Here is a 25,130-nt window from a genome sequence, read left to right as displayed (position 1 = left end):
CTGCTGTATGTCGCAGCCGGTACTCCTAGAGAGCCGCATATTTAAATCTCCTGAATTGGAATCAGTATGACAAACGCGACGCCTCCCGCTTCGCCGTCAGCTGAGCCGTTAGCGCATGTTGCAATGAATTCTCCTGCACGCGTCCTGACGGCCAGCCTGGTCGGCACGACGATCGAGTTCTTCGATTTCTACGTTTACGCGACGGCTGCGGTCCTCGTCTTCCCGGCGCTGTTCTTCCCCAACAGCGATCCGACGACCGCACTGCTTGCCTCGTTCGCAACCTTCTCGATCGCATTTTTTGCCCGCCCGCTCGGTGCCGTCGTGTTCGGCCATTTCGGTGACCGGATCGGACGCAAGACAACGCTGGTTGCCGCACTTTTGACCATGGGCATTTCCACCGTGATCATCGGCCTGCTGCCGACCTATGAGACGATCGGCGTGGCAGCACCGCTGCTTCTGGCGCTTTGCCGTTTCGGCCAGGGCTTTGGCCTCGGCGGCGAATGGGGCGGTGCTGTTCTGCTCGCGACCGAAAACGCACCTCCGGGTAAGCGCACCTGGTACGGCATGTTCCCGCAGCTTGGCGCTCCTGTCGGCCTGTTCCTGTCTTCGGGCGTGTTCTGGATCCTGCTGCACTTCATGTCGCAGGATGCGCTTCTATCCTGGGGCTGGCGCATTCCGTTCATTGCATCGATCCTGCTGATTGCCGTTGGCCTTTGGGTACGCCTCTCGATCACCGAGACGCCAGCCTTCCAGAAGACGATCGACAAGCAGGAGCGGGTCGAGATCCCGGTCGTGGAACTGTTCCGCACGCACAAGCGCAGCCTGGCGCTTGGCACTTTCGTGGCGCTTGCAACCTTCGTGCTGTTCTACATCGGCTCGGCCTATCTTCTGTCCTACAACGTCAAGATCCTGAAGATGCCGTTCCTCGATGCGCTCGAGGTGCAGTTGCTCGGCTCGATCGTGTTCGGCATTTTCATTCCGATCGTTGGCAAGCTGGGTGACCGCTACGGACGCCGCGAGATGCTGATCGTGACGACGGTGCTGATCGGGCTGTTCTCGTTTGTCCTGCCGGCACTGATGACCAATGGCGAAGGCATGATCTTCCTGTTCGTCGTACTGGCGATGGTGCTGATGGGCATGACCTACGGCCTGATCGGAACGGCGCTTGCAGCACCCTTCCCGACGGCTGTCCGCTATACGGGCTCTTCGATCACCTTCAACCTCGCCGGCATCTTCGGCGCGTCTCTCGCGCCCTATATCGCAACCTACCTGCAGGCCAATTACGGCATGACCTATGTCGGCTACTATCTCGGCATCGCTGCCGTGATCACGCTGGTCTGCATTCTCCTGTCGGGCAAAGACGAAGTTTGAACTAAGCCGGAATCAAACTGACAAAAAAGTCCGCGAAGTCTCTGACTTCGCGGGCTTTTCTTTGTAAACTTGTCGTTCCCTATTCGCCGGCATGCGGCGGCCCGCGTCGCTCTTTCCACTTTTCATAAGCCATCCATGCCAGGGCAATGCCTGAGATACTCAACGGCAGGATGTAAAGATAAAAAGCTGCAGCGAAATTCATGGCCTCAGTTTCCCCAACATGAGCTGTGCAGCAAAATGTAGTACCAATGCGGTGAAAATCCAAGCCGTGGTCGAGGCAACGATTGATACCGAAATACCAAACGTGACGCCGTTATTGGACATCGATGCGATCGGAGCAATGAAGCCGGCCGCAACGGACGCGCTGGAGAGCCTGTCCAGCGCGTTGGCCCGGAGTTTGGTCCGTTCGTTGTGGACAAGAAGGAGCTTCCGCTCCTCCTTTCCAAAATCGAACGGGTCGCTCATGTCAGCTACTCCGTCGTCGCACCCTGGAAGGGCCGCACTTCCCGGCCCGGCATGAAGATACCGAGGCGCTTGATCTCCCACTCCAGCTTGATGCCCGATTTGTCGAACACGCGCTGGCGCACCATCTCGCCGAGATATTCGAGATCATAGCCGGTGGCATGGCCGATATTGATCATGAAATTGCAATGCAGCGACGACATCTGGGCGCCGCCGTTCATCAGGCCGCGGCCGCCGGCCTCGTCGATAAGGCTCCAGGCGGAATGGCCTTCCGGGTTCTTGAAGGTAGAGCCGCCGGTCTTTTCCTTGACCGGCTGCACGGTCTCGCGGTGCTGGCGCACAGCGTCCATGTCGGCGCGGATCTTGGCACGGTCCTCCGGGTACCCTTCGAACACCGCATGGGTGAAGATCAGGTCCTTGGAAGCCGATGAATGGCGGTAGCTGTATCCCATGTCCTCGTTGGAAAGCACATGCTCGTTGCCCTCGCGATCGACGGCATGGACTTCGACCAGCCGCTCGGCAGTCTCCCCGCCATTGGCGCCGGCGTTCATCCGCAGCGCCCCGCCAATCGAACCCGGTATGCCGTAGTAGAAGGCAAACCCGCCGATACCATTGTCCATCGCCATCGCAGCGAGGTGCTTGTCCGGGCAGATCGCACCGGCCTTGATCCGGTTGTCACCCATGAGATCGAGCTGGCCGAACCCCTTAGCAGAGAGACGGACCACAACGCCCGGAATACCACCATCGCGCACCAGCAGATTGGAGCCGACGCCGACAACGGTCAACGGGACCTCTTGCGGTAGCATCTTGAGGAAAGTCGCGAGATCCTCGGCGTCATGCGGCTGGAACATCAGCTCGGCAAGTCCGCCCGCCTGGAACCACGTGACACGGTCCATCGGTGCATTCGGCGTCAGACGACCACGCAAGTTCTTGACGCCGTCCCCGAGTGACGTCAGCAGCTTTTCCCCATTTACTTGTTTCATTCTACTGTCCCGAAAATCTCTCAAGTTCCTTCGGCAACGACGCAGCCCATTGCGTGATGTTGCCTGCCCCCAGAAGCACCACGAAATCCCCCGGCTTAGCAATGCCGGAGACGATCGAAGCCAGTTCGCTCGGAGAGGTCATGTAACGCGCATCGCGGTGGCCGCTCGATTTGATCCGCGACACCAGCGATTCTGAATTGACCCCTTCGATCGGATCTTCCCCCGCGGCATAGACCGGCGCAAGGATGATACTGTCGGCATCGTTAAAACAATTCGCAAAATCGTCAAACAGGCTCGACAACCGGGAGAAACGGTGCGGCTGGTGGACGGCGATGACACGCCCCTGGCATGCCTCGCGCGCTGCCTTCAGCACGGCCTTGATCTCGACCGGATGGTGACCGTAATCGTCGAAGATGGAAACGCCGTCGACAGTGCCGGTCAGGGTGAAGCGGCGCTTGACGCCGGAGAAATTCGCAAGCCCCTTGCGGATATTCTCTTCCGATATCCCGAGCCTGTTGGCGACGGCAATCGCGGCCGTTGCGTTGGAGATGTTGTGGCGGCCTGGCATCGGCAACACGAGATCCTTGAAGGTGAAGATCCGGCCGGTGCGACGGCGACGGATTTCCACGTCGAAGATCGACTTGGTGCCCTCCATGCGGATGTTCGAAAACCGCGCATCGGCCTGCGGGTTCTCGCCATAGGTGACGACCTTGCGGTCCTCGATCTTGCCGACCAGCGCCTGCACTTCCGGGTGATCGAGGCAGAGAATGCCGAAGCCGTAGAACGGCACGTTCTCGACGAATTGCCGGAAGGCCGCCCGCACCGCGTCGAAATTGCCGTAGTGGTCGAGATGCTCCGGATCGATATTGGTCACAACCGCGACGTCAGCGGGCAGTTTTAGGAAGGTACCGTCCGATTCGTCGGCTTCCACCACCATCCACTCGCCCTCGCCCATGCGGGCGTTGGTGCCGTAGGCGTTGATGATGCCGCCGTTGATGACGGTCGGATCGAGATTGCCGGCTTCGAGCAATGCCGCGACCATCGAGGTCGTGGTGGTCTTGCCATGCGTGCCGCCGATCGCGATCGCATTGCGGAAGCGCATCAGTTCCGCCAGCATTTCCGCGCGCCGGACGATCGGCAGCGATTTTTCGCGCGCAGCAACCAGTTCCGGGTTGTTCTTCTTGATCGCTGTCGAAACGACCACGACTTCCGCATCGCCGAGGTTTTCGGCGGTATGGCCAACGAAAACCGGGATACCCTTGTCGCGCAGGCGCTGCACGTTGGCGCTATCGGCCTGGTCGGAGCCCTGAACGTTGTGGCCGAGATTGTGCAGCACTTCGGCGATACCGCTCATGCCGATCCCGCCGATGCCGATGAAATGAACGAGGCCAATAGCCTTCGGCATCTTCATGCCCGTACTCCCTTGAATTCTGCAATATTTTTACGTTCAGCAACCGCGGTGACGAGGTCTGCGAGTGCGATCGCCGCATTGGGCCGACCTGCCCGCTTGGCGGCTGCCGCCGTCTGTTCCAGCCGCTCCGGCTCATTCATGGCAGACGATATCATCGCCGAGAGGCGTTCCGGCGAAAGCTCGGACTGCGCCACGACCTCGGCGCCGCCGGTCGCAACGAGCGCCGCCGCATTGGCCGCCTGGTCGTGATCCAGAGCATAGGGATAGGGCACCAGAATGGACGGTCGCCCGATCACCGAGATCTCCGATACCGTCGATGCACCCGAGCGGCACACCACGAGATGTGCCGCCGCAAGACGCTCGGCCATATCGGGGAAGAACGGCGAGATTTCTACCTTTGAATTCAGCTTGCCGAAGCACGAGCCGACACGGCCCTGATCCTCGGGGCGTGCCTGCTGTGTAACAACCAGCCTCTCCCGCTCGGATTGATCGAGAAGGCTCAAGGCCGTGGGCACGGCAGACGAGAAGAACTGAGCGCCCTGGCTACCACCGAACACGACGAGCCGGAACGGATCAGTTCCCCGCGACGCGACGTAGGGCACGTTTGCGGCTTCCAGAACCGCGGGACGCACGGGATTGCCGGTCGTTACGGTCTTTGCCGCGTATGTGCCGGTCGTTTCGGGAAGAAACCCGCCAGCGATCGCCTGCACCCTCGAAGCCAGCGCCTTGTTGGCGCGGCCCATCACCGCATTTTGCTCGTGGATGATCGTCGGCACACCCATGCCGGTCGAGGCCATCAATGGCGGGACTGTTGGATAGCCACCGAAGCCGACGACCGCGATCGGCCGCAAACGCGATATCAGCTTGCGCGCGGCGCGAAGACCGGTCCAGAGCTTCCAGGCAGTCCGCGCCATCGCGATCGGATTTTTCGATCCGAACGTCGCCGACGGTACGACATGAATCTCATCAGCCGGAAACTTGCCAGCAAAACGCTCGGCGCGGCTGTCGGTCACCAGATGCACGGAAAAGCCCCGTGCTTTCAGCTCGTGACCCAATGCTTCCGCAGGAAAAAGATGACCGCCGGTTCCCCCGGCGGCTAACAGAATAATGCCCTTGCTCATATACCTACTCCGCGGGAACGCCGGACGCGACGCGGAACAAGCTGCGTTCCTGCGCGCGCCGTTCCGGCCGGTGACGTGTGAGTGCCAGAATAAAACCAGCTGTCACACATATGGCGATCATCGACGATCCGCCATAGGAGATCAACGGAAGCGTCATTCCCTTGGCCGGCATCAACTCGAGATTGACGCCGATATTGATCATCGACTGTATGCCGATCTGCAGCACCAGACCGGCGACGGCAAAGCGGTTGAAGTCGTTGCGCTCGTTGAAGGCATGCTTGAGGCCGCGCAGCACGATGAAGGCGAAGATTGCAACAAGCGCCATGCAGAAGATGATGCCGAATTCCTCGGCCGCGACGGAGAACACGAAGTCGGTGTGACTGTCGGGCAGGATCCGCTTGACGATGCCCTCGCCCGGTCCCTGACCGAACCAGTTGCCACGCACGATCGCCTCATGCGCGGTTTCCACCTGGAAGCGGTCGCCTTCGCCGGTCAGGAACTTGTCGAAACGGGCCGTCACGTGCGGCAGCATGTAATAGGCCGCCAGAAGACCGCCGACACCGACACCGCCGAGCAGAACGATCCAGAGCCACGGCATGCCGGCCATGAAGAACATGCCGCCCCACACGATGCTGGTCAGGATCGTCTGCCCAAGGTCGGGCTGCGCGACAAGAAGGGCCGCGACGATGCCGAACAGGATGATGGCGAAGAGATTGCCCGGAATTTCAGGCTGCCGTGCGTGCTCTGAAAACAGCCAGGCGCAGACCACCACGAAGGCGGGCTTCATGAATTCGGAGGGCTGAATGGACAGCGCGCCGACACCGATCCAGCGCCGCGCCCCCTTGACCTCGACGCCGAAGAACAACGCCAGAACCATCGCGGCCAGCGAAAGAGCAAGAAGCACGATTGCGGTCCTTCGTACCTGACGCGGGGTCAGGAACGACAGGCCAATCATGATGGCGAGTGACGGAATGAGGAAAACCGCATGGCGTTCGACGAAGTGGAAGTCTGAGAGACCGATGCGCTGGGCAACGGCTGGCGATGCCGCAAACGACAACATGAACCCGATGCCCATCAGCATGATAAAGGCCGCCAGGAAAAAACGGTCGATCGTCCAGAACCAGTCTGCGAGCGGTCCACGGTCTGCGCGGCTTACCATATTCAGTTTCCTTTTCCGGTATCGACCAGCATGTCCACACTGTCGAGAGCTGCGACGAGTGCGACAAACGCATCGCCGCGCACTTCGAAATTCTTAAACTGATCAAAGCTGGCGCATGCCGGCGACAACATCACTGCCGACGAAACAGTGTCGGCTGCCGCATCTGCGGCTGCATGGGTAACGGCCCGTTCGAGCGTGCCCGAAATCTCGTAAGGGACCGTGTCTCCAAGAGTTGCTGCGAATGCCGGTGCTGCTTCTCCGATCAAATAGACTTTTGTTATATTCTGGAAGAGTGGTGCGAGGCTTGCGATACCGCCTTCCTTGGGAAGACCGCCCGCAATCCAATAGATCCGCTCATAGCTGGAAAGCGCAGGGGCCGCGGCTTCGGCGTTCGTTGCCTTCGAATCATTGACGAAAACAACATGGTCCCGTCTCCCGACCGGCTGCATGCGGTGCTTGAGGCCCGGGAATGACCGCAGACCGGCGCGGATGTCATCGGCAGACACGCCGACAGCCAGGCAGGCTGCAATTGCGGCTGCCGCGTTCTGAGCGTTGTGGCTGCCCTTCAACGTCGGGATGCCATCGAGGTCGACGAGCGCAGACGAAACGCCGCCATTCATCTCGATGAGCCGGGTTGTCTCGGCATAGATACCATCGGCGACCGTATTGCGCTTGGAAATGCGCCGAACCTTGACGCCTGTGCGCTCGACCCGGTCGGCGATCAGCGTCGAATAGCTGTCGTCGACGCCGATGACGGCGGTCTTCGCCCCAGCAACCAATCGCTCCTTGATGTCGGCATAATGCTGCATCGTGCCGTGACGGTCGAGATGATCGGGCGTGAGGTTAAGCAATATGCCGGCCGTGGGATTGAGCGTCGGGGCCAGATCGATCTGGTAGGACGAGCATTCAACGACGTAATAGCGTTCGGCCTTCGGCGGATCGAGCGTCAGGATCGCCGTCCCGATATTGCCGCCCAGCTGCGTGTCGCGCCCGCTTGAGCGCAGGATATGCGCAATCAGCGCCGTCGTGGTCGACTTGCCGTTGGTGCCGGTGATGGCGATGAACGGGCAGTCCGGTGCATGCGCCCGGCGCTCGCGCACGAAAAGCTCCACATCACCGATGATCTCGACGCCGGCAGCACGCGCCAGATCGGCGCTCCAATGCGGCTTTGGATGGGTCAGCGGAACGCCCGGAGACAGAACGAAGGCCGCCTGCGCGCTCCAGTCGATGGTTCGCAAGTCCGCCGTCTCGATGCCGGCAACGTTTGCCTTGGCGACGCTGTCAGGATTGTCGTCCCAGGCCAGAACCGTGGCACCGCCGGCAACCAGCGCCTGCGCGGTCGCCAGTCCCGAACCACCGAGACCGAAAAGCGCGACACGTTTTCCGTTGAATGTCGTGACCGGGATCATCGGATCACCGCAGCTTGAGGGTCGAGAGGCCGAGCATCGCGAGGCCGACGGCGATGATCCAGAACCGGATCACGACCTGGCTTTCGGTCCAGCCAAGCTTTTCGAAATGGTGATGGATCGGCGCCATCAGGAACACACGCCTGCCGGTCATCTTGAAGAAGCCAACCTGAATGATCACGGACATCGTTTCCATCACGAACAGGCCGCCGATGATCGCCATGACGATCTCGTGCTTGGTGGCGACGGCAACCGAACCGATCAGGCCGCCGAGTGCCAGCGAACCCGTATCGCCCATGAAGATCGCAGCCGGCGGGGCGTTGAACCAGAGAAAGCCGAGGCCAGCCCCGATCACCGCGCCCATGATGACGGCGAGCTCACCGGTTCCGGGGACAAAATTGATCTGCAGATAGCCTGCAAAGACGGCGTTACCGACGAGATAGGCAATCACCCCGAACGACGCGGCGGCAATCATGACCGGCACAATCGCCAACCCGTCGAGACCGTCCGTCAGGTTGACCGCATTGCCGGCGCCGACGATGACGAAGCCACCGAACAGGATGAAGAAATAGCCGATATTGATCAGGAAATCCTTGGCGAAGGGAAAGGCGACCGAGGTTGCCAGATGCGGGTTTCCCGCCGGCTCCGTCACCATCGCAAGCCGCATCATGAAGAATACGGCGATGCCGGCGATCAGGAACTCGATGCCGAGGCGCGCCTTGCCGGAAAATCCCTTGTCGGTCTGCTTGGTGACCTTGAGATAGTCGTCGTAAAAACCGATCGCGCCGAATCCGAGCGTCACGAGCAGCGTGGCGACCACGTAGATGTTGGAAAGATCGGCCCAGAGCAGCGATCCGCCGACGATGCCGGCGAGAATCATCAGCCCGCCCATCGTCGGCGTACCGGCCTTCTTGAAATGGGTCTGCGGTCCGTCGGCGCGGATCGGCTGACCCTTGCCCTGGCGGATTCGGAGCGAATTGATCATCCGTGGCCCGAACATGAAGACGATGAACGCCGAGGTGAAGAGCGCTGCTCCCGTCCTGAACGTGATGTATCGGAACAGGTTGAAGAACTGAATCTTGTCTGCCAGTTCCACGAGCCAGATCAGCATAAAGGGCCCTTTCAAAAAAGCCGCGTCGTCTTAAGGTTGGCGGTCCGTGTCGGAAAAAGCCGGGTAGTTGTCAAGCAGCGCGGCAACGATCTTGCCGAAACCAAGCCCAAGTGACGACTTCACCATCAGCACGTCGCCGGGAATGACGGAGCGCACGACGTATTCGGTCAGTGCGTCCGTCGTTTCGAAATACTGTACGTCGACACTATCAGGCAGCGCATCCCGCAGAGCGCCCATTTCCTTGCCGGCGAGCCAGACGTGCTCGATCCCGGAGGCGAGCAATGGCCCGCCCAGCTCTTCGTGCACCTGGGCAGAGAACTCGCCCATTTCCAGCATGTCGCCGAGGACGGCAATACGGCGACCGGTGAGTTCCGGTGCTGTCGCTGCGAGCAGGGAGATCGCGGCCCGAACCGAGGCCGGATTAGCGTTATAGCTCTCGTCGATCAGCGTCAAATGGCCTTCGCCAATACCGAGACGATGGCGCTGTCCCCTGCCCTTGACGGCCTTGAGTTCGGCCAGCGCCTGCCCCACCGAGCCCATGTCGGCACCGAGGAGGAGCGCCGCTCCTAAAACTGCCATGGCATTTTCGGCGATGTGGCGGCCAGGTGCGCCGATCACAAACTCCTTCGTCTCGCCATTGAGAACGGCCCAGATAACGGAGCTCTCGGCATTGCCCTCGAAATCGGCAAGGCGATAGTCGGCCTTTGCATGCTGGCCGAAGGTCATGACATGGCTGACGCCCAACTCGTGGGCTTTCTGTTCCAGCAGCGCAAACTGTGCATTGTCGTGGTTGAGGATGGCAGCCCCGCCGGGCTCGATACCCTCAAGGATCTCGGCTTTGGCAGCCGCGATCTCTTCGAGACTGTTGAAATGCCCGAGATGGGCGGCCGCAATCGTCGTGATGATCGCCACATGCGGGCGCACCATTTTGACCAGCGGCCGGATTTCGTCGGCATGGTTCATGCCGATCTCGAACACGCCGAAATCCGTATCGGACGGCATGCGCGCAAGCGTCAGCGGGACGCCCCAGTGATTGTTGAACGAGGCGACGGCCGCATGCACCTTGCCGGACGGGGCAAGCGCATGCCGCAGCATTTCCTTGGTCGTCGTCTTGCCGACCGAACCGGTCACGGCAACGATACGGGCGCGGCTGCGGTCACGCGCCGCGATCCCGAGCTTGACGAGTGCGGCCAGCACGTCCTCGACGACGATCATCGGGATCGTCAGACGGCCCATTGCCGGCAGCTTCGATTCTGAAACGACGATCAGCGATGCACCGTTGGCAATCGCCATGCTGGCATAGTCATGCCCGTCGACCCGGTCACCCTTGATGGCGAAGAAGGCTTCACCCTCGGTGATGCCGCGGCTGTCGATCGAAAGACCGGTGACGCCTTCCGGCATCTGCCCGATCGGCCGGCCGTCCATGACGGTGGCCATTTCCTGCGAGGTCCAAAGAAAGCTCACGATGCTACGCCCTCCGCCAGGTCCTGCAATGCCTTGCGCACTTCGACATGATCGGAGAACGGCAATGTCGTTGCCCCAACCGTCTGTCCTTCCTCATGCCCCTTGCCGGCAACGATCAGCGTATCGCCAGTTTTGAGCAGTCCGACCGCGTGACGGATTGCCTTTGCCCTGTCGGCGATCTCTTCCGCGCCCGGCGCTGCCGCCATGATCTCGGAGCGGATCGTGGCTGGCTCCTCGGAGCGAGGATTGTCGTCGGTGACGATCACCACGTCCGCGAGGCGGGTGGCAATCTCCCCCATGATCGGACGCTTGCCCTTGTCGCGATCTCCGCCGCAGCCGAACACAACGACCACGCGGCCGGTGGTGAACGGACGCACGGAGCTCAGAACGTTCTCGAGCGCATCGGGCTTGTGGGCGTAATCCACATAGGCAAGCGCGCCATCCTTCGTCTGGCCGACAAGCTCGAGCCGGCCGGACGCGCCGACGAGCTTTTCAAGCGCTGCCATGGCGACGGCGGCCGGAACGCCGGTCGACATCGCAAGTCCTGCGGCAACCAGCGCATTGGCCACCTGGAAGTCGCCCGCGAGCGGGATATCGACCTCATAGATCTTGCCGTCCGCATGGATCTCCGCGGTCTGCTTGTGACGGAAGTGTTCGACACGCTTCAGGCAGAGATAACCGCCCTTGCGCCCGACGGTCCGGATGCTGAGGCCTGAAGCAAGTGCCACCTCGATCGCAGTTTCAGTCCAGCGGTCGTCGGCAAAGATCACGGCCGGAGCGCCCGCAGGTGCCAGCGTATCGAACAGCCGCATCTTGGCGGCCATGTAGCTCTCGACGGTCGGATGGTAGTCCATATGGTCGCGGCCAAGATTGGTGAAACCGACAGCCGAGAGCTTGACGCCGTCGAGACGGCTCTGGTCGAGACCGTGGCTGGACGCTTCCATCGCCGCGTGGGTGACGCCTTCGGACGCGAGTTCCGCCAGCAGCTTCTGAAGCTCGACGGGATCAGGCGTGGTCAGCGAGCCGTAGTCGTTGCGATCAGGCGAGACGACGCCCGTGGTGCCGATCTGTGCAGCCGCATGGCCGGCATAGGCCCAGATCTGCCGGGTGAAAGAGGCAACCGAAGTCTTGCCCGCAGTGCCTGTTACCGCAACCATCGTCTCCGGCTGAGCGCCATACAGCCGAGCGGCAGCGATTGCTAGAAAGCGGCGTGGATTGTCCACGACCACAACCGGGATGCTGCTGTCTGCCGGATGGGACGCGATGGCGACAACCGCGCCCTTGGCGGCGGCATCGTCGACAAAGCGCGACCCGTCAGCCTTGGATCCAGCAAGAGCTGCGAACAGCATGCCCTCGGCGATTTGCCGACTGTCCGAGGAAAGACCGAGAATATCCACATCACCGGCTGGTCCAGCCAGGATATCGGCCGCTTCCGGAAAATCGTCTCCGGCAAGATCGCGCAGTTTCATCGGTAATCTTTCCATCTAACAGCAGGCTCCCTCACGAATCGAGGGCCCGTTCTTGATCCTCAATAAGACACAAGCAGGGCAGAACCGTCATTGCCGAATTTTGGCTTTACACCGAGAATGGGAGCAGACCGCGCGATGATCTCCTTGACCATGGGTGCTGCGGACATTGCAGCAAGCGCGGCGCCATTGCCTTTGTCGGTCTTCGGCTCGTCGCTGAAGGACAGGACGACATAGCGCGGATTGTCCATCGGGAAGGCAGACAGAAACGCGTTGAAGTTCTTGTCGTGGGCGTAGCGGCCGTTGACGACCTTGTCCGCCGTTCCGGTCTTGCCGCCCACATTGAAGCCGGCCACGCGCGCATTGCGGCCCGATCCGTTGATGCCGTTCCATTCGAACAGGAAGCGCATGTCCTTGCTGGTCGTGGGCTTCATGACCTGGGTGGCGATCTCGTCGGCCTGCGCCTGGGTGCGGGGCAGGAATGTCGGCGGAACGAGCTTGCCGCCGTTGACCAGTGCCGCACCGGCAACAGCCGTCTGTAGCGGCGTCGTCGACACGCCGTGACCGAACGAGATGGTGATGGAGTTGATCTTCTTCCATTCACGCGGCTGACTTGGCATCGCGATTTCCGGCAGTTCGGTCTTCATCCGGCTGAGAAGTCCAAGCCGCGTCAGGAAGTCCTTGTGTCCCGCAATGCCGACCATGTCGGCGATCTTCGCCGTGCCGATGTTCGAAGAATACTGGAAGATTTCCGGAACGCTCAACACGCGCCCCTTGCCATGGAAGTCCTTGATGGTGAAACCGCCGATGCGGATCGGGAAGCGCGCATCGAACGAGCTCTGCAGGTTCATCTTGCCGTCATCGAGACCCATGGCGAGCGTGAAGGATTTGAAGGTGGAGCCCATTTCGAACGTGCTGTTCGACATGCGGTTCATCCAGCCCTTTTCAGCGTCCACGCCGTTCGGGTCGTTCGGATCGAAATCCGGTGCGGATGCCATACCGAGGATTTCACCGGTGTGAACGTCGATGACGACGGCGCCTGCACCGATCGCCGAGTATTTGCCGATCGATTCGGCAACGACCTGCTGAACGATTGCCTGCACGCGCAGATCGATCGACAACTTGACCGGCTCAAGCGGCTGATCGGAGGTCATGCCGACGGCCGCAAGGTCCGCGAGACCCTGGGAATCGATGTAGCGTTCCATTCCGGCGACGCCGCGGTTGTCAATATTGACGTAACCGACGAGATGCGCAGCAGTTCTGCCACCGGGATAGAAACGGCGCTTCTCAGGCCGGAAACCGATACCCGGGATGCCGAGTGCCAGAATCTGGCTCTGCTGCTTCGGGGTCAGCTGGCGGCGCAGCCACTGGAAATGCGAATTGGAGCGAAGCTTCGTATAGGTGCCCTTCACGTCGAGATCGTTCAGCACGGTCGCGAGCTTTTCGATCACCTCGTCGGCGTCGACGATCTTGTGCGGCTCGGCAAACAGCGAGACGGTGCGGATGTCGGTGGCCAGCACCTCGCCGTTGCGGTCGACAATATCCGGGCGCGACGCCATGAACCGGTCTGCCGGCAGAATGCTCGACGTTACCTCCGGCATCGCAAAGCCGTATTGCACGAGACGTCCGCCGATGACGCCGTAGAACGCGACAAAGCCGGCGATCAGGAGGCCGACGCGGTTTTTCGCCTGGGCGGACTTGCGCTTGCGCGTACCTTCAAAGGACGCGCCGCGCATCGTTGGGCGGCCACGGCCACCGGCCGAAAAATGCGCCCTGCTCTTCAAAACCATGATTCGTGACAGGAAGGACATCAGCGTCTCACCGATCCGGTTGAATGAACATCAAGAGAAGAAGCACCACGGTTTTTGGGTACCGGTATTTTGGACGGAGGCCTGGACTTTGCAGCCTCGACGCCCTTCAGCGCCGCTGCGACTTCACTGTCCTTGCCGGAAATGATGTCCTCGATGGTGGTCTCGGGCTGCGGCAGACGCGACTTCATCATCGGCAATTCCTTGGGCATGGCGAGTTGCGTCGTATCGGTCGCGCCAAGGCCGAGCTCGGTGCCATAGACGCCGATCAGCCGGTGAAGACGGTTTGGCTGAGTCAAAAGCGCCCAGTCAGCCCTCAAGAGATCGATCGTATCTTTCTCGAGCCTGATCTCGGTTTCGAGACGCCGGACCTCTTCAAGTTTCTCATCGGCGCGATGCTTGATCGAATAGGTCACGACAGCCGTTGCCGTCATGACGCCGATCAGCACGAGATCGAAGCTTCTCAACATCCGTCAGACCCCCAATGTCGAAAGGCTTGCGAGGCTCGGCAGGTCGAAGATCGACATGTCGGAGCCACGCGATTTTGCTTCGGTGCGGATACCGGCGCGCAGCTTGGCGGAACGGGCGCGCGGATTGATCTCCGCCTCCTCCTCGCTTGCCGCCACCATCGCCTTGCCGAGCGGATCGAAGATCGCTTCCTTCACCGCAACCATCGGCAGATGCCTGGAGCCGGAGGTCTTGGACGAGCGATCGGCGAAGAACTGCTTGACGATCCGGTCTTCCAGCGAATGGAAGGTGACGACCACGAGCCGGCCACCGGGCTTCAACGCCTGCTCGGCGGCAAACAGCGCCTGTGCCAGCTCGCCGAGTTCGTCGTTGACGAAAATGCGCAGCGCCTGAAAAACACGCGTCGACGGATGGAGCTTGTCCTTGGCTTTACGCGGATTGACGCTCTCGATGAGATTGACGAGATCGCGCGTCGTGCGGAAGGGCTCGGTCACGCGGCGCTTTTCGATGGCACGTGCGATACGACCGGAATGTTTTTCCTCGCCGAGAAAGCCGAAGATGCGGATGAGATCGCCGACCTTCGCGCGATTGACGACATCAGCCGCCGATACGCCATTGCTCGACATGCGCATGTCGAGGGGACCGTTGCGCTGGAACGAGAAGCCGCGCTCGGCCTCATCGATCTGCATCGAGGACACGCCGATATCGAGCACGACGCCATCGAGCCCGCCTTCCGGCGCATGATCGGCAAGCTGCGAGAACTGTGAATGAATGAGAGAGAGGCGACCGGCATGCGCGGCGACGAGCGCCTGTCCATTGGCGATTGCGGAAGGATCGCGATCAAGGCCAATGACGTCAGCACCGGCAGCCAGCAGGGCGGACGAATAACCGCCCGCCCCGAAGGTGCCATCAAGGATGACCTTACCAGGAAGAGGCTGAATCGCCTCCACCACTTGGTGCAGAAGAACTGGAATATGGCGAACCGGTCCGCCTTCGGGCTCAGTTTGACCTTCGCCTGGATTCGCCGACATCCCGCTCTCCTGTACTATGCGGGACGTGAACTCAAACGTCCCTCCCGTGCTGCCGCCTGCGCCTCGTGAAATGCTTGCGGCTGCCAAAGCTGAAAATGATCCGAACGCCCGACGAAAGTGACTTCCGAGCTGATACCCGTGAAATCCCGGATGAAATCCGAGACCATCAGCCGGCCTTCCGCATCGAGCCTCATGAAGACACCGCCGCCGTGAATCAGCAGCGACATCCTGTTGGCGTCCGGTGAAAACGGATCGACGGACGCAATCTGCCGCTCGTAGCGATCGAGCAGATCCGGACCGCCGACGCTGATCGCCGGATAGATGAAATCCTGGAGGCAGTAGAGCTCCTGAATTCCGCGCTCGGAAAGAACCGCGCGAAAGCCGGCAGGCACAGAGACCCGCCCCTTCGTATCGATCCTGTTCGTCGCATTCGACAGGAAGCGGCTCATCGCAACAAACACCCGCCCCGTTCGCAAAAGACACGGGAAACTTCCCGCCAGACTGCTTAGATTCAAACAAGGGAGATCCGTGCGGATAAGCAGATGCTTGCCCGATTGTGAGATCGAAACTCTTGATTTGATGGGCAAAAAGCCCTTGTGCAGTGCGAATTTGGGATACCATGGGACCATATGGGCGTCAATGGGAGAGGCCCTGCAAGCTCCTCCATGTTCGGATTTATTTATAAGCTGTTAAGTTTAACAAAGGGTTATTGAGCGCTTTGGAGAAACTGCCTTTGCGACCCTTCGCAAGTGATATTTTGACAGTTGCTAAGAGCCGGAAACGCAAGGCGCTTTCCGGCCTGCTCATATAAAAAGCGGCACCGAAATCGGGCAATTTGCATGTCAGATTGCCCCGTCGGGGACGGGCACAATTGACGAATCAGAAGAGAGTAGTGACCAGTTGGCCTGTAAGCCGGGTTCTGTATGGCCCCGGTGCGAACACCGGAACGTGGCAGCCATTCATCTGGGACGCCGTTTACACGTCGCCTCGCGCAACCCACCCGGATGACTGGCCCGGAAACAGGCTGTAGACGTACTGTCGCACGTCCCGCGTCATCCCTATTCGGTCTTGCTCCCGGTGGGGTTTACCATGCCGCTTCCGTTACCGGTCGCGCGGTGGGCTCTTACCCCACCCTTTCACCCTTACCCCGCTATCTCATCGACCCTTGACGCATTGCGTCATCCGGTCGATCAGAAAGCGGGGCGGTTTCCTTTCTGTGGCACTGTCCCTAGGGTCGCCCCCGCCGGACGTTATCCGGCACCGTGTTTCCGTGGAGCCCGGACTTTCCTCACCCTACCGCCTTTCGGCATTGGTAAAGTGCGGCTGCCCGGCCAACTGGTCGCGCGGCTCATAGCCGAGATGCGCAGATAAGGCCATAGGCCTACCGGTATTCCGCATGGAAATCGACCGGATAGCCATCGTCGATGATCGACCCGTGGAAAATCAGTTCGGCGCCGAGCCGGCCTATCTCGTCGGAACTCTTGGCGGCAGCGCCACAACCGCCGGTCAGAACACCGATCCGGTCGGACGCCGTCATGGCGATGGCCGGATAGTTGTTCGGCGTGAAAGACGTGACGCAGGCTGCCATGGAAGATCGCGACAGATCGAGCCTCGGCATCAGCCGTTCCATCACGTCGGTCAGGTGGCGCCGGGTCGTCTCGCGTCCGCCGCTCTTGAACCAGTCCCGTATCTCGGGCTCTGACGGCAGCAGGAGATCATCCGGATCGCCGCCGATCTTCACATAGGTCTTCCCGTCAGGATAACGGACCGGCGGCAGAAGGTAGATCCCGTCATCCTCCTCGTTCCATTTCCAGATCAGCGATGGCATGGCCTTCAGCTCCTCCATCGCCCCCTCGCCGACCTCGTAGAACGCGATGGTCCTTGCATAGACTGAGAGATCGAGACGAGCGCCGACAAGTGCCTCGTTGATGGAAAAGCCGCCTGCCGCCACAAGAACCTTGTCGGCCGTGTAACTGCGCCCTTCCGCCGTCGTCACGGTCACGATCGCTCCGTCCTGGCTTACGGCCGAAACGGTCTCGGCAATCAGCGTGGCACCCTGGCGCTCCGCAAGCAGGCATTGCGCCTTCACCAGCCGGCGCGGATTGATGTGCCCCGCCCGCTTCTCCTCCCAGACGCCTTCGGCGCCATCCTGAAAGGCGAAATATGAAAACCGGCTCGAAAGAGCATCATGCCCCAGCGTTTCGGTCTCGACCCCGAGCCGCCCGGCGGCATCGAGCACGCGACCGACATAGGATGGCTGCCCGGTACGCCCGGGCGCATAGGACTGCAGTCCGGCGCGCCCAGGCCCGACCATCAGACAGCCCACTTCCGAGTAGAAATCGATACCGCTTTCGGACGCGATCTCGCCGTAGCGCTCGATCGAACGATTGGCGAGGCGGGCCCAGACTGGATCCTGATCGATCGTCCGGGTGATGCGCGCCTCGTCGTAATGGCTTGCGAACACGCCGTCATGCCGCTGGTAATCGTCAGGTTCGCCCGGCCCGATCAACGCCACACCATCGGTCCATTTGGAAAGATGCCGGGCCGCTGCCGCCCCCATCATGCCGCTTCCGATGATGATGTATTTGAACCGCGCCGCCATGCCCTGTCCTTTCGATTCCCTAGCTCGAAATGCCGCTCTTTTCAGGCAGTTCTAACCGTTTCCGGAATCAGAATACCAGAGGCGCCAGCACCGCATACCCCTTCGGCGGAAAATCGAACGCGAAGGTCTTTTCGATCACATCGTCCTTGTTGTCTTCAAGAACCGCTTCGACCCGCTGACAGTAGCGCTTGGACGTCGGGTTCATACGCTTGGCGGCGTGGCCCGCATTGTATTTAAGGATCGTGCCGCAAATCTTGCCGCCACCCAGATCATGGGCGCCCGCCAGATACTTCATGCCGTAGCGAATGTTGGTTTCCGGATCGTAGAGGCCATAATCAGGGCCCTTGTAGCCCATCAGCCTTGCGGTCGCCGGCTTCACCTGCATCAGGCCGATCTCGCCGGCACTGCCCTTCACGGTCGGGCGGAAATTGCTTTCGATCTGCACGACAGCCTCAGCAAGGTCGAACGGCACATCGTATTGATCGGCATATTTGGCGATCAGCGTCGTATAATGCATCCGGCGAACCATCTGCCTCTCGGTGGCCGTCGGGGCCGCAAACCCGGTTTCGCGTGTCTCCCAGGGAATGGTCAGCGGTTTGACATAAACCCGAACCACGTCTCCGCCGTCTTCGGCACGCACAGATCCACATCCCGCGAAAAGCATGGCAATGCCTGCCGCGACCGCACAAGTCATCTTAGTCAATTCTAAAGTATCTCCGGAACAACAGGCTCGCGGGATATCGTGATACGCAAACATCCCTCGTCGCGACGCCGGACGACGACGCGAGGTTTTACAAGACCTGTAGGTTTATCTTGGCAGCCCCCGTCTGGGCACGCTGCGTTAGCAACTCTTTAGAAAGCCGCATTAAGGAGATCATGTGGCAATGCAAAAAAGCCCTGTCCGCAAACGCTTCCGACAGTTTCGCGAAGCTTGCGCCTAGCTGTATTTCGGCAGTGCCTTGAGCAGCCGATGCAGCGTGTCGATCGTCGAAAAATCGGCAATCCCATCGACCAGCGCGGGCCTGAAATGCCGTTGGAAAGCCTCGACGACGCCCTTCGTGCGATCGCAGAATGTGCCCGTGATTTCAATATCGTATCCGTAGAGCGACAGCATCGACTGCAGGGCCTCGATCGGCTGACCACTTTCGCCGTGCTGGAAAAACCGGCCGCCGCTGATCTGACCGGGCTCGACCCAGTGACCGATCCCCGCCACATACAATTTCTGCCAGGGGAAATTTTCGCCCGGGTCGAGCTTGCGGATGGGGGCGACATCCGAGTGTCCGACGACCCGTTCCCGGGATATTCCCCAGCGATTGCCGCAGTCTCGACACAATTCGACGACCGCGTCGATCTGGATATCCGGAAAATGGGGAAGTCCGCCGGGATGTCCGGGATTGGCGATTTCGATCCCGATGGAGCAGGAATTGATGTCCGTTTCGCCGGCCCAGCTGCTTTTGCCCGCATGCCAAGCGCGCCGCGCCTCGGGAACAAGCTGCACGATCCGGCCGTCTTCATGGATGAAATAGTGACTGGAGACCTGGCTCGCCTCGTTGCGAAGCCATGCCAGCGCCTGATCGGCATCAGGCATGCCGGTATAATGCAGGAGGATCATGTCCGGCTGGCGCCCGCCTGCCCTTTCCCCATGATTTGGCGAAGGCTCGACCGTGGCGCGGGCATGATCGGCGGCAAAGGAAGCCGGAATTGTCATGCCGCGCGGCGCTCTTTCTCGATCGCTTCATAAGCCGCGTTGAGCGCTGCCATCCGTTCGGTCGCAGCCGCATGCAGTGTTGCCGGCACGCCGCGTGCGATCAGCCGGTCGGGATGATGCTCCGAAACCAGCAGGCGGTACTGTTTGCGGATTGCCGAGAAATCGTCGTCTCGCGAAACGCCGAGCACCAGATACGGGTCACGACCGTCGAGATGCACGTGGCGGGCCATGATGCGGCGGAAATGTTCCTCGTCGATCCGGAAGATTTCGGCGATGCGCGCCAGAAATGCCAGCTCGCTCTCATGCACGAGGCCATCCGCCTTGGCGATATGAAACAGACCATCGACGACGCTCTCAAGCATCGGGCAGTTTTCCATGTCGCCGCTGCTGCACAGCCCCGAAAGCTTCGTGGCATAGGCCTCGTAGCCGGCAATGTCCTGGCGCGCGAGGTTATAGAGACGTGCAACGTTGCGCGCCTCCTCGGCCGGAAAATCGAAAATCTGCTGGAAGGCACTCACTTCGGCTTCGGTGACCACGCCATCGGCCTTCGCCATCTTTGCAGACAGGGCAATGATCGCCACCGAGAAGGAAACCTGGCGCCGGGTTTCCGGATCGCCCTCGAACATGGTGCGGATCGCATCGACGACTCGGTTGAGCACACCGCCCGCGGCATCGCCGACGGCACCGAGCAACCTTTCCCACAGGGAGGACAATTGGAGGCAATTGAAATCGAAAATCATCCCTTAAATGACCAGATAACCGACGTTTTGGCAAGCTGAGGACGGTCCGCTGAAGATTAAACTCTGTTCATGTTTTTCGAACAATCATGCTGAAAGCCCGGTCTGTCCGGCAACGGCACAAAGTCGTTGACGGCCAATGGGTCGAAACGCCGACGAAAACGACCTGCCCTGTCGTGCCACGGCAGCCCGCAAGGCTGGTGATTTCTTTGAAACGATTAGATCGGGGAACGGACAGGAAAAACCTCGAAGCGACGGAATTTTCTTGAGAAATTCACTTTACAGGCTCCAGCTGGTGTCGCATCCATTCATCCCGTTTTGTCAGTTTCTTGCGCCCTGAGCGCATCAAGGAGGATCGATGTCCAAACAGAAAGTCGCACTGCTGACCGCCGGCGGCCTTGCGCCCTGCCTCTCGTCTGCCGTCGGCGGATTGATCGAGCGCTACTCGGATGTTGCCCCTGATCTGGACATCATTGCCTACCGCTCCGGCTACCAGGGCGTGCTCTTGGGCGACAGCATCGCGATCACATCCGAGATGCGTGAAAAGGCTCCTCTCCTTCATCGTTACGGCGGCTCGCCGATCGGCAACAGTCGCGTCAAGCTCACCAACGCCGCCGATTGCGTCAAGCGCGGCCTCGTCAAGGAAGGCGACAACCCACTGCAGGTCGCAGCCGAACGGCTTGCCAAGGACGGCGTGACGATCCTTCACACGATCGGCGGCGACGACACCAACACGACGGCAGCCGATCTCGCAGCCTACCTCGGCTCCAATGGCTATGATCTCACCGTCGTCGGTCTTCCGAAGACCGTCGATAACGACGTCGTGCCGATCCGCCAGTCGCTCGGCGCCTGGACGGCGGCCGAAGTCGGCGCGCGTTTCTTCGACAATGTCAGCAACGAGCAGACCGCAGCCCCCCGCACCTTCGTGATCCACGAAGTCATGGGTCGCCACTGCGGCTGGCTGACGGCTGCAACGGCACGCGCCTATATCGAGCAGAGCCGCGGCAACGAGTATGTCGACGGCCTCATGATGAACGCCGAGCTGAAAAGCATCGATGGCCTCTATTTGCCGGAACTGGAGTTCGACCTCGAACAAGAGTCGGCACGCCTGAAGCGCGTGATGGAAGAACGCGGCACCGTGACGATCTTCGTCTCGGAAGGTGCCGGCATGAATACGATCATCGCGGAACGGGAAGCCGCCGGCGACACCGTCAAGCGCGATGCGTTCGGCCATGTGAAGCTCGACACGATCAATGTCGGCGGCTGGTTCCAGAACCAGTTTGCGGGCCTCATCGGTGCCGAACGCTCGATGGTCCAGAAGTCAGGCTATTTCGCCCGCTCGGCCCCGGCCAATGGTGATGACCTTCGCCTCATCCAGGGCATGGTCGATCTTGCGGTCGAAAGCGCTCTCAACAAGGTGTCCGGCGTCACCGGCCATGATGAAGACCAGGGCGGAAAACTGAGAACCATCGAATTTCCCCGAATCAAGGGTGGAAAACATTTCGATCTGACGGCAAAATGGTTCGGCGAGGTGATGGACCATATCGGCCAGCCCTACGAAACCGTATAACGCGTCGCGCTGAGCGACAAACGAGAGCCGTGGGCTCCGGAGGAATGTGATGACGATCGAAACATGGTTCGCATTTGCCGCGACCTCTGTGGCCCTCGTCATCCTTCCCAACCCGCTGACGAGGACAGTCGCGCTCTATTCCAAGCAGCGCGGCCGTCTGAGCGCAGTCGTGACGGTCCCCGCATTGGCCTTGGGACTGGGTCTCGCCTTCACCGCGGGCCTCGCGCCGCTTCTGCTTGTCTGTTTCTACGCGCCATCGGCAATGACCGCGATCGGCTGGGTCGGCATCGCCTACGCCATGGTCTATGTACTCTGGTGCTTCCAAGACCCACAGGTCCGCGCGCCGCTCGCCGACAATGACAATCTGCCGACGCGGCGATTTGACCGGATCTTCGCAGACGTCTTCGTTCGCTGCGTTCGCACCCCCAGATACGCGATCGTTGTTGCCGCCCTGACTGCACAGTTTCTGCGCCCTTCGCTTTCGCTCTCCCTTCAGGCCGAAGTGCTGACGGCGATTTTTCTCGCCTCCATCGCTGCCGGTGCGTTGGCACAGGCACTCATCCCCAGCCTTGCGCTGCGGGGCACAAAGCGATTTTCGAGGCACAATCCAGCCTTGAACAAGCCCGGCACGGTATTCATCGCCAGGCGTGCCGTGACGGCTGGTTTTCGGCGAATCGCCGCTTGAGGAAACAGAAAGCGTCCTTCGACTTGCCGGGCGCCGCCTTATACGTTAATGGAAATCCACAATCGGTGACTTTTTGGCGGGTACGGTAACCATTTCAAATGAGAGCAACCTGATGACGGTGGTCAGATTCGTCAGCCGTAGAGCTGCTGTGGCGCTTGCGATGTCTTCCGTTCTGGCTGGATGCTCCAGCGTTGAGCGCGATACAAAAGTCGCTTCCAGTCAGCCGTCTCAGACCACGTCAGCTGACGGTCAGCTCGTCATCCAGTACAATTCTTCCGCCGCCGATCAATCTCAACAAATGGCGCCCGGCCAGACAATGGCGCAGATCGCCAAGAGCGGTCGCATCGCCGTTCCGGTTCCGCCAACCGTAGAAACCGTATCGGCTCAGAATGCCGCCATGGCGTCTCCGACCATGGCGCCGATCGTTGCCTTCACGCCGCCGCCGATCGCAACCGCAGTCCAGCCCGTGAGCCTTGCATCCGCGCAGCCGCTCAAGCCCGCAGCCGGTTCGGTCATGACCCAGAAGTCGAGCCGTCTCGTGTCGCCGCCGGTCGCGACCGCCGTTGCGTCCGGCCAGATCCAGCCGGCAGCAGCGCAGGCCATCGCGCTCGACGAGGAAGAACTGACGCCGGATATGGTGGCGCTGCAATCGGTCGTGCCGACACCGCGTCCGGCCACGCTTACATCGAGCGCTATTGCTGGTGCTGCAACGCCGGCTGCCGCAAGCTCCACGCTTGCCTATGCAGCCGCACCCCGCGCTGTGGCTGCGGTCTCGGCCATGGGCAATATCAAGGACTTTCCGCCGGCTCCCGGCGAGCCGATGCCGGATACCGCGTCGAACGCGCCCGCAGACCTCAAGAAGCTCATCAAGCGCTATGCCGGTCTCTACGGCGTGCCGGAATCGCTGGTGCACCGCGTCGTCCATCGCGAAAGCAAATACAATCCCAAGGCCTATCACAAGAACGGCTACTGGGGCCTGATGCAGATCAAGTACTCGACCGCGAAGTCGATGGGCTACCAGGGCAAGCCGGAAGGACTGCTGGACGCCGAGACCAATCTCAAATACGCGATCCGATATCTCCGTGGCGCCTGGCTCGTCGCCGACAACAAGAACGACAACGCGATCCGCCTCTACGCTCGCGGCTATTACTACGACGCCAAGCGCCGCGACATGCTGCATGTGCTGAAGGCTGATCAGAGCCCCACGACACCCGTCGCCTTCGCAACAGCGCCGAACAGCAAGCCCGGTTCGTAACCCAGCGACCGGGGCGTCAGCCCAAGCCGCACCACCACGAGATCAGCCGACGGCATGACCGCGATGGTCTGCCCGTCATGGCCCTGCAGGTAGAACGTATCTTCAGGCAGCGCCACGTCGTCTGGCTTTGGTAGCCACGTCTGCATCTTCGAAAACCGTCCGCCCGAATGGGCATTCGGCTCCTGCATCAGATGCACGAAACCGTCCGGCAGCAGCTGCATCCCGTTCCACACCCCGTCGCGCGCCAGAAACAGGCCGAACCGTGCCCAGTCGCGCCCGGTCGCATAGAGATAGGAACTGCCGGCAAACGTCCCCGCCGCATCTGGCTCCATCACGGCACTTGTCATGCCGAGCGGATCGAACAATGCGCGAGAGGGATAGCCAAGAGCCGTCGCGCGATCACCGATCCTGTCCATCCAGATCTTCGACAGCAATACGCTGGAGCCCGACGAGTAACTGAAACGCGAACCGGGATCGGCCTCGAGCGGGATCGTTTCCGTGAAGGCGGCCATGTCGGGTTCGAGGTAGAGCATCCGTGTGACATCGGCGACCGCACCGTAGTTCTCGTTGAAACCAAGCCCGCTCTCCATGGCAAGAAGGTTGGCAAGCGTGATTTCGCGTCGGTTGTCGTTGCTCCACGCGGGCAGAAGATCACGATCTCCGAGCGACATCCGGCCGCTGTTCATCAATGTGCCGATCAGCGCCGCATTGACGGTTTTCGTCATTGACCAGCCGAGCAACGGCGTATCCTTCGAGAAGCCGTCTCCATACCCCTCGCCGATGATGCGCCCGTTCTTGACGACCACCACAGCCCCCATGCCAGGCCCCGTCAGTGCCTTATCCTCTAGCACCGCCATCACACGCGGATCGCGTTCGACCCCCTGCCCCACCGGCCAGGGCGAAGCCTGATCGACCGAGAGTGACGATCGCGGCGGCAGCGCGACTTGCGGCAACGCCGAACCATCCGGCGAAACGGTGCAGCCGAGGCCAGGCCTGTAGGTTGCCTGATTGGTTCCGATGAAGCCAAGCAGCCCGGCATCGACACGTCCGGCATCGCGGTCAACGGTCACCCGCATCATCAGGAGCAGCGGGTTGCCCGGCGCCTGCACGTCGCTCGCCAGCACCTCTTGCGGATCGCGTCCGGCCAGAAACACGTTGGAGCAGACGATCTTGGCCGCATAGCCGCTCCCGACCCTAAGCAGTTGCGGCGGCGCGATGGTGATCCACGCAAGTCCCCCGACGATACCAAGTACCAATGCCCCGGCAGTTCCCGTCACGATCCGCTTCATCAGGCGCATATGTCAAATGTCCT

The 25,130-nt window shown here is 60.8% G+C and carries 23 protein-coding genes and 1 other RNA gene; 4 read left to right on the top strand and 20 right to left on the bottom strand.

The genetic code is table 11. The features are described 5' to 3' along the window. The first annotated feature begins 66 nt into the window (after positions 1-66). On the top strand, positions 67-1,371 hold the full coding sequence (locus G6K99_RS10705) for an MFS transporter (protein WP_174196517.1): 1,305 nt from the start codon (positions 67-69) through the stop codon (positions 1,369-1,371). A 79-nt stretch (positions 1,372-1,450) separates the two neighbouring features. Here G6K99_RS10705 and G6K99_RS23415 read toward each other — a convergent pair whose 3' ends face one another. The 19 genes from G6K99_RS23415 to G6K99_RS10615 form a co-directional block, all read right to left on the bottom strand. Further along, positions 1,451-1,573, bottom strand: coding sequence for a hypothetical protein (locus G6K99_RS23415; RefSeq protein ID WP_256413795.1), 123 nt, complete (start codon positions 1,571-1,573; stop codon positions 1,451-1,453). Further along, on the bottom strand, positions 1,570-1,836 hold the full coding sequence (locus G6K99_RS10700; RefSeq protein ID WP_092660619.1) for a hypothetical protein: 267 nt from the start codon (positions 1,834-1,836) through the stop codon (positions 1,570-1,572). The genes G6K99_RS23415 and G6K99_RS10700 overlap by 4 nt, the downstream gene beginning before the upstream one ends. A gap of 5 nt (positions 1,837-1,841) precedes the next feature. Next, complete coding sequence (gene murB / locus G6K99_RS10695; protein WP_113110663.1) at positions 1,842-2,816, bottom strand: UDP-N-acetylmuramate dehydrogenase; 975 nt, start codon at positions 2,814-2,816, stop codon at positions 1,842-1,844. 1 nt (position 2,817) lies between these two features. Continuing rightward, the gene (gene murC / locus G6K99_RS10690; protein WP_062456179.1) at positions 2,818-4,227 is read right to left on the bottom strand and encodes a UDP-N-acetylmuramate--L-alanine ligase; all 1,410 of its coding nucleotides are present in this window, start codon (positions 4,225-4,227) and stop codon (positions 2,818-2,820) included. Continuing rightward, the gene (gene murG, locus G6K99_RS10685; RefSeq protein ID WP_174196516.1) at positions 4,224-5,348 is read right to left on the bottom strand and encodes an undecaprenyldiphospho-muramoylpentapeptide beta-N-acetylglucosaminyltransferase; all 1,125 of its coding nucleotides are present in this window, start codon (positions 5,346-5,348) and stop codon (positions 4,224-4,226) included. The genes murC and murG overlap by 4 nt, the downstream gene beginning before the upstream one ends. Before the next feature lie 4 nt (positions 5,349-5,352). Beyond that, positions 5,353-6,507 (bottom strand): putative lipid II flippase FtsW, encoded by a 1,155-nt coding sequence (ftsW, locus tag G6K99_RS10680; protein WP_062456173.1) that lies wholly within the window; start codon positions 6,505-6,507, stop codon positions 5,353-5,355. Between the two features lie 2 nt (positions 6,508-6,509). Beyond that, positions 6,510-7,916: a UDP-N-acetylmuramoyl-L-alanine--D-glutamate ligase gene (gene murD / locus G6K99_RS10675; RefSeq protein WP_174196515.1), complete on the bottom strand. Its 1,407-nt coding sequence runs from the start codon at positions 7,914-7,916 to the stop codon at positions 6,510-6,512. A 4-nt stretch (positions 7,917-7,920) separates the two neighbouring features. Further along, positions 7,921-9,024 carry a phospho-N-acetylmuramoyl-pentapeptide-transferase gene (gene mraY / locus G6K99_RS10670; protein ID WP_062456167.1) on the bottom strand — a complete coding sequence of 368 codons (1,104 nt, stop codon included), beginning with the start codon at positions 9,022-9,024 and terminating at the stop codon, positions 7,921-7,923. A 30-nt stretch (positions 9,025-9,054) separates the two neighbouring features. Further along, entirely contained in the window at positions 9,055-10,488 is a 1,434-nt protein-coding gene (locus G6K99_RS10665; RefSeq protein WP_174196514.1) for a UDP-N-acetylmuramoylalanyl-D-glutamyl-2,6-diaminopimelate--D-alanyl-D-alanine ligase, read from the bottom strand. Continuing rightward, positions 10,485-11,957 carry a UDP-N-acetylmuramoyl-L-alanyl-D-glutamate--2,6-diaminopimelate ligase gene (locus G6K99_RS10660; protein WP_062456161.1) on the bottom strand — a complete coding sequence of 491 codons (1,473 nt, stop codon included), beginning with the start codon at positions 11,955-11,957 and terminating at the stop codon, positions 10,485-10,487. Before G6K99_RS10660 ends, G6K99_RS10665 begins: the two co-directional genes overlap by 4 nt. A gap of 59 nt (positions 11,958-12,016) precedes the next feature. After that, positions 12,017-13,765 carry a penicillin-binding protein 2 gene (locus tag G6K99_RS10655; RefSeq protein ID WP_062456158.1) on the bottom strand — a complete coding sequence of 583 codons (1,749 nt, stop codon included), beginning with the start codon at positions 13,763-13,765 and terminating at the stop codon, positions 12,017-12,019. Beyond that, the gene (locus tag G6K99_RS10650; RefSeq protein ID WP_062581108.1) at positions 13,765-14,232 is read right to left on the bottom strand and encodes a hypothetical protein; all 468 of its coding nucleotides are present in this window, start codon (positions 14,230-14,232) and stop codon (positions 13,765-13,767) included. The genes G6K99_RS10655 and G6K99_RS10650 overlap by 1 nt, the downstream gene beginning before the upstream one ends. A 3-nt stretch (positions 14,233-14,235) precedes the next feature. Next, on the bottom strand, positions 14,236-15,261 hold the full coding sequence (gene rsmH / locus G6K99_RS10645) for a 16S rRNA (cytosine(1402)-N(4))-methyltransferase RsmH (protein ID WP_174196513.1): 1,026 nt from the start codon (positions 15,259-15,261) through the stop codon (positions 14,236-14,238). A 14-nt stretch (positions 15,262-15,275) separates the two neighbouring features. Beyond that, complete coding sequence (gene mraZ, locus G6K99_RS10640) at positions 15,276-15,710, bottom strand: division/cell wall cluster transcriptional repressor MraZ (RefSeq protein ID WP_062457964.1); 435 nt, start codon at positions 15,708-15,710, stop codon at positions 15,276-15,278. Positions 15,711-16,153: 443 nt separating this feature from the next. Then, positions 16,154-16,600, bottom strand: an RNA gene (rnpB, locus tag G6K99_RS10635) — RNase P RNA component class A. Between the two features lie 42 nt (positions 16,601-16,642). Continuing rightward, the gene (locus G6K99_RS10630; RefSeq protein ID WP_174196512.1) at positions 16,643-17,863 is read right to left on the bottom strand and encodes an FAD-binding oxidoreductase; all 1,221 of its coding nucleotides are present in this window, start codon (positions 17,861-17,863) and stop codon (positions 16,643-16,645) included. 67 nt (positions 17,864-17,930) lie between these two features. Then, positions 17,931-18,557 carry a lytic transglycosylase domain-containing protein gene (locus G6K99_RS10625; protein ID WP_062581112.1) on the bottom strand — a complete coding sequence of 209 codons (627 nt, stop codon included), beginning with the start codon at positions 18,555-18,557 and terminating at the stop codon, positions 17,931-17,933. Between the two features lie 243 nt (positions 18,558-18,800). Beyond that, on the bottom strand, positions 18,801-19,571 hold the full coding sequence (locus tag G6K99_RS10620; RefSeq protein WP_174196511.1) for an N-acetylmuramoyl-L-alanine amidase: 771 nt from the start codon (positions 19,569-19,571) through the stop codon (positions 18,801-18,803). Beyond that, a complete protein-coding gene (locus tag G6K99_RS10615; RefSeq protein ID WP_062456142.1) occupies positions 19,568-20,311 on the bottom strand; it encodes a DnaJ family molecular chaperone in 744 nt (247 codons plus the stop codon). The genes G6K99_RS10620 and G6K99_RS10615 overlap by 4 nt, the downstream gene beginning before the upstream one ends. Before the next feature lie 355 nt (positions 20,312-20,666). Between G6K99_RS10615 and G6K99_RS10610 the strand changes: the two genes are divergently transcribed. From G6K99_RS10610 to G6K99_RS10600, 3 genes are all read left to right on the top strand, one after another. Then, positions 20,667-21,878: a pyrophosphate--fructose-6-phosphate 1-phosphotransferase gene (locus G6K99_RS10610; protein WP_174196510.1), complete on the top strand. Its 1,212-nt coding sequence runs from the start codon at positions 20,667-20,669 to the stop codon at positions 21,876-21,878. Between the two features lie 49 nt (positions 21,879-21,927). Next, complete coding sequence (locus tag G6K99_RS10605) at positions 21,928-22,563, top strand: hypothetical protein (protein ID WP_174196509.1); 636 nt, start codon at positions 21,928-21,930, stop codon at positions 22,561-22,563. A gap of 112 nt (positions 22,564-22,675) precedes the next feature. Next, a complete protein-coding gene (locus G6K99_RS10600) occupies positions 22,676-23,818 on the top strand; it encodes a transglycosylase SLT domain-containing protein (RefSeq protein WP_244631426.1) in 1,143 nt (380 codons plus the stop codon). Here the strand turns inward: G6K99_RS10600 and G6K99_RS10595 are convergent. After that, on the bottom strand, positions 23,758-25,116 hold the full coding sequence (locus G6K99_RS10595) for a serine hydrolase (protein ID WP_174196508.1): 1,359 nt from the start codon (positions 25,114-25,116) through the stop codon (positions 23,758-23,760). The genes G6K99_RS10600 and G6K99_RS10595 overlap by 61 nt on opposite strands. Positions 25,117-25,130: the final 14 nt, after the last annotated feature.

It is taken from the genome of Neorhizobium sp. AL 9.2.2 (genome assembly GCF_013317225.1).
Classification (GTDB): domain Bacteria; phylum Pseudomonadota; class Alphaproteobacteria; order Rhizobiales; family Rhizobiaceae; genus Neorhizobium; species Neorhizobium soli.
The sequence above is the reverse complement of the archived record's forward strand: the minus strand, read 5'-3'. Positions and strand labels throughout refer to the sequence as shown.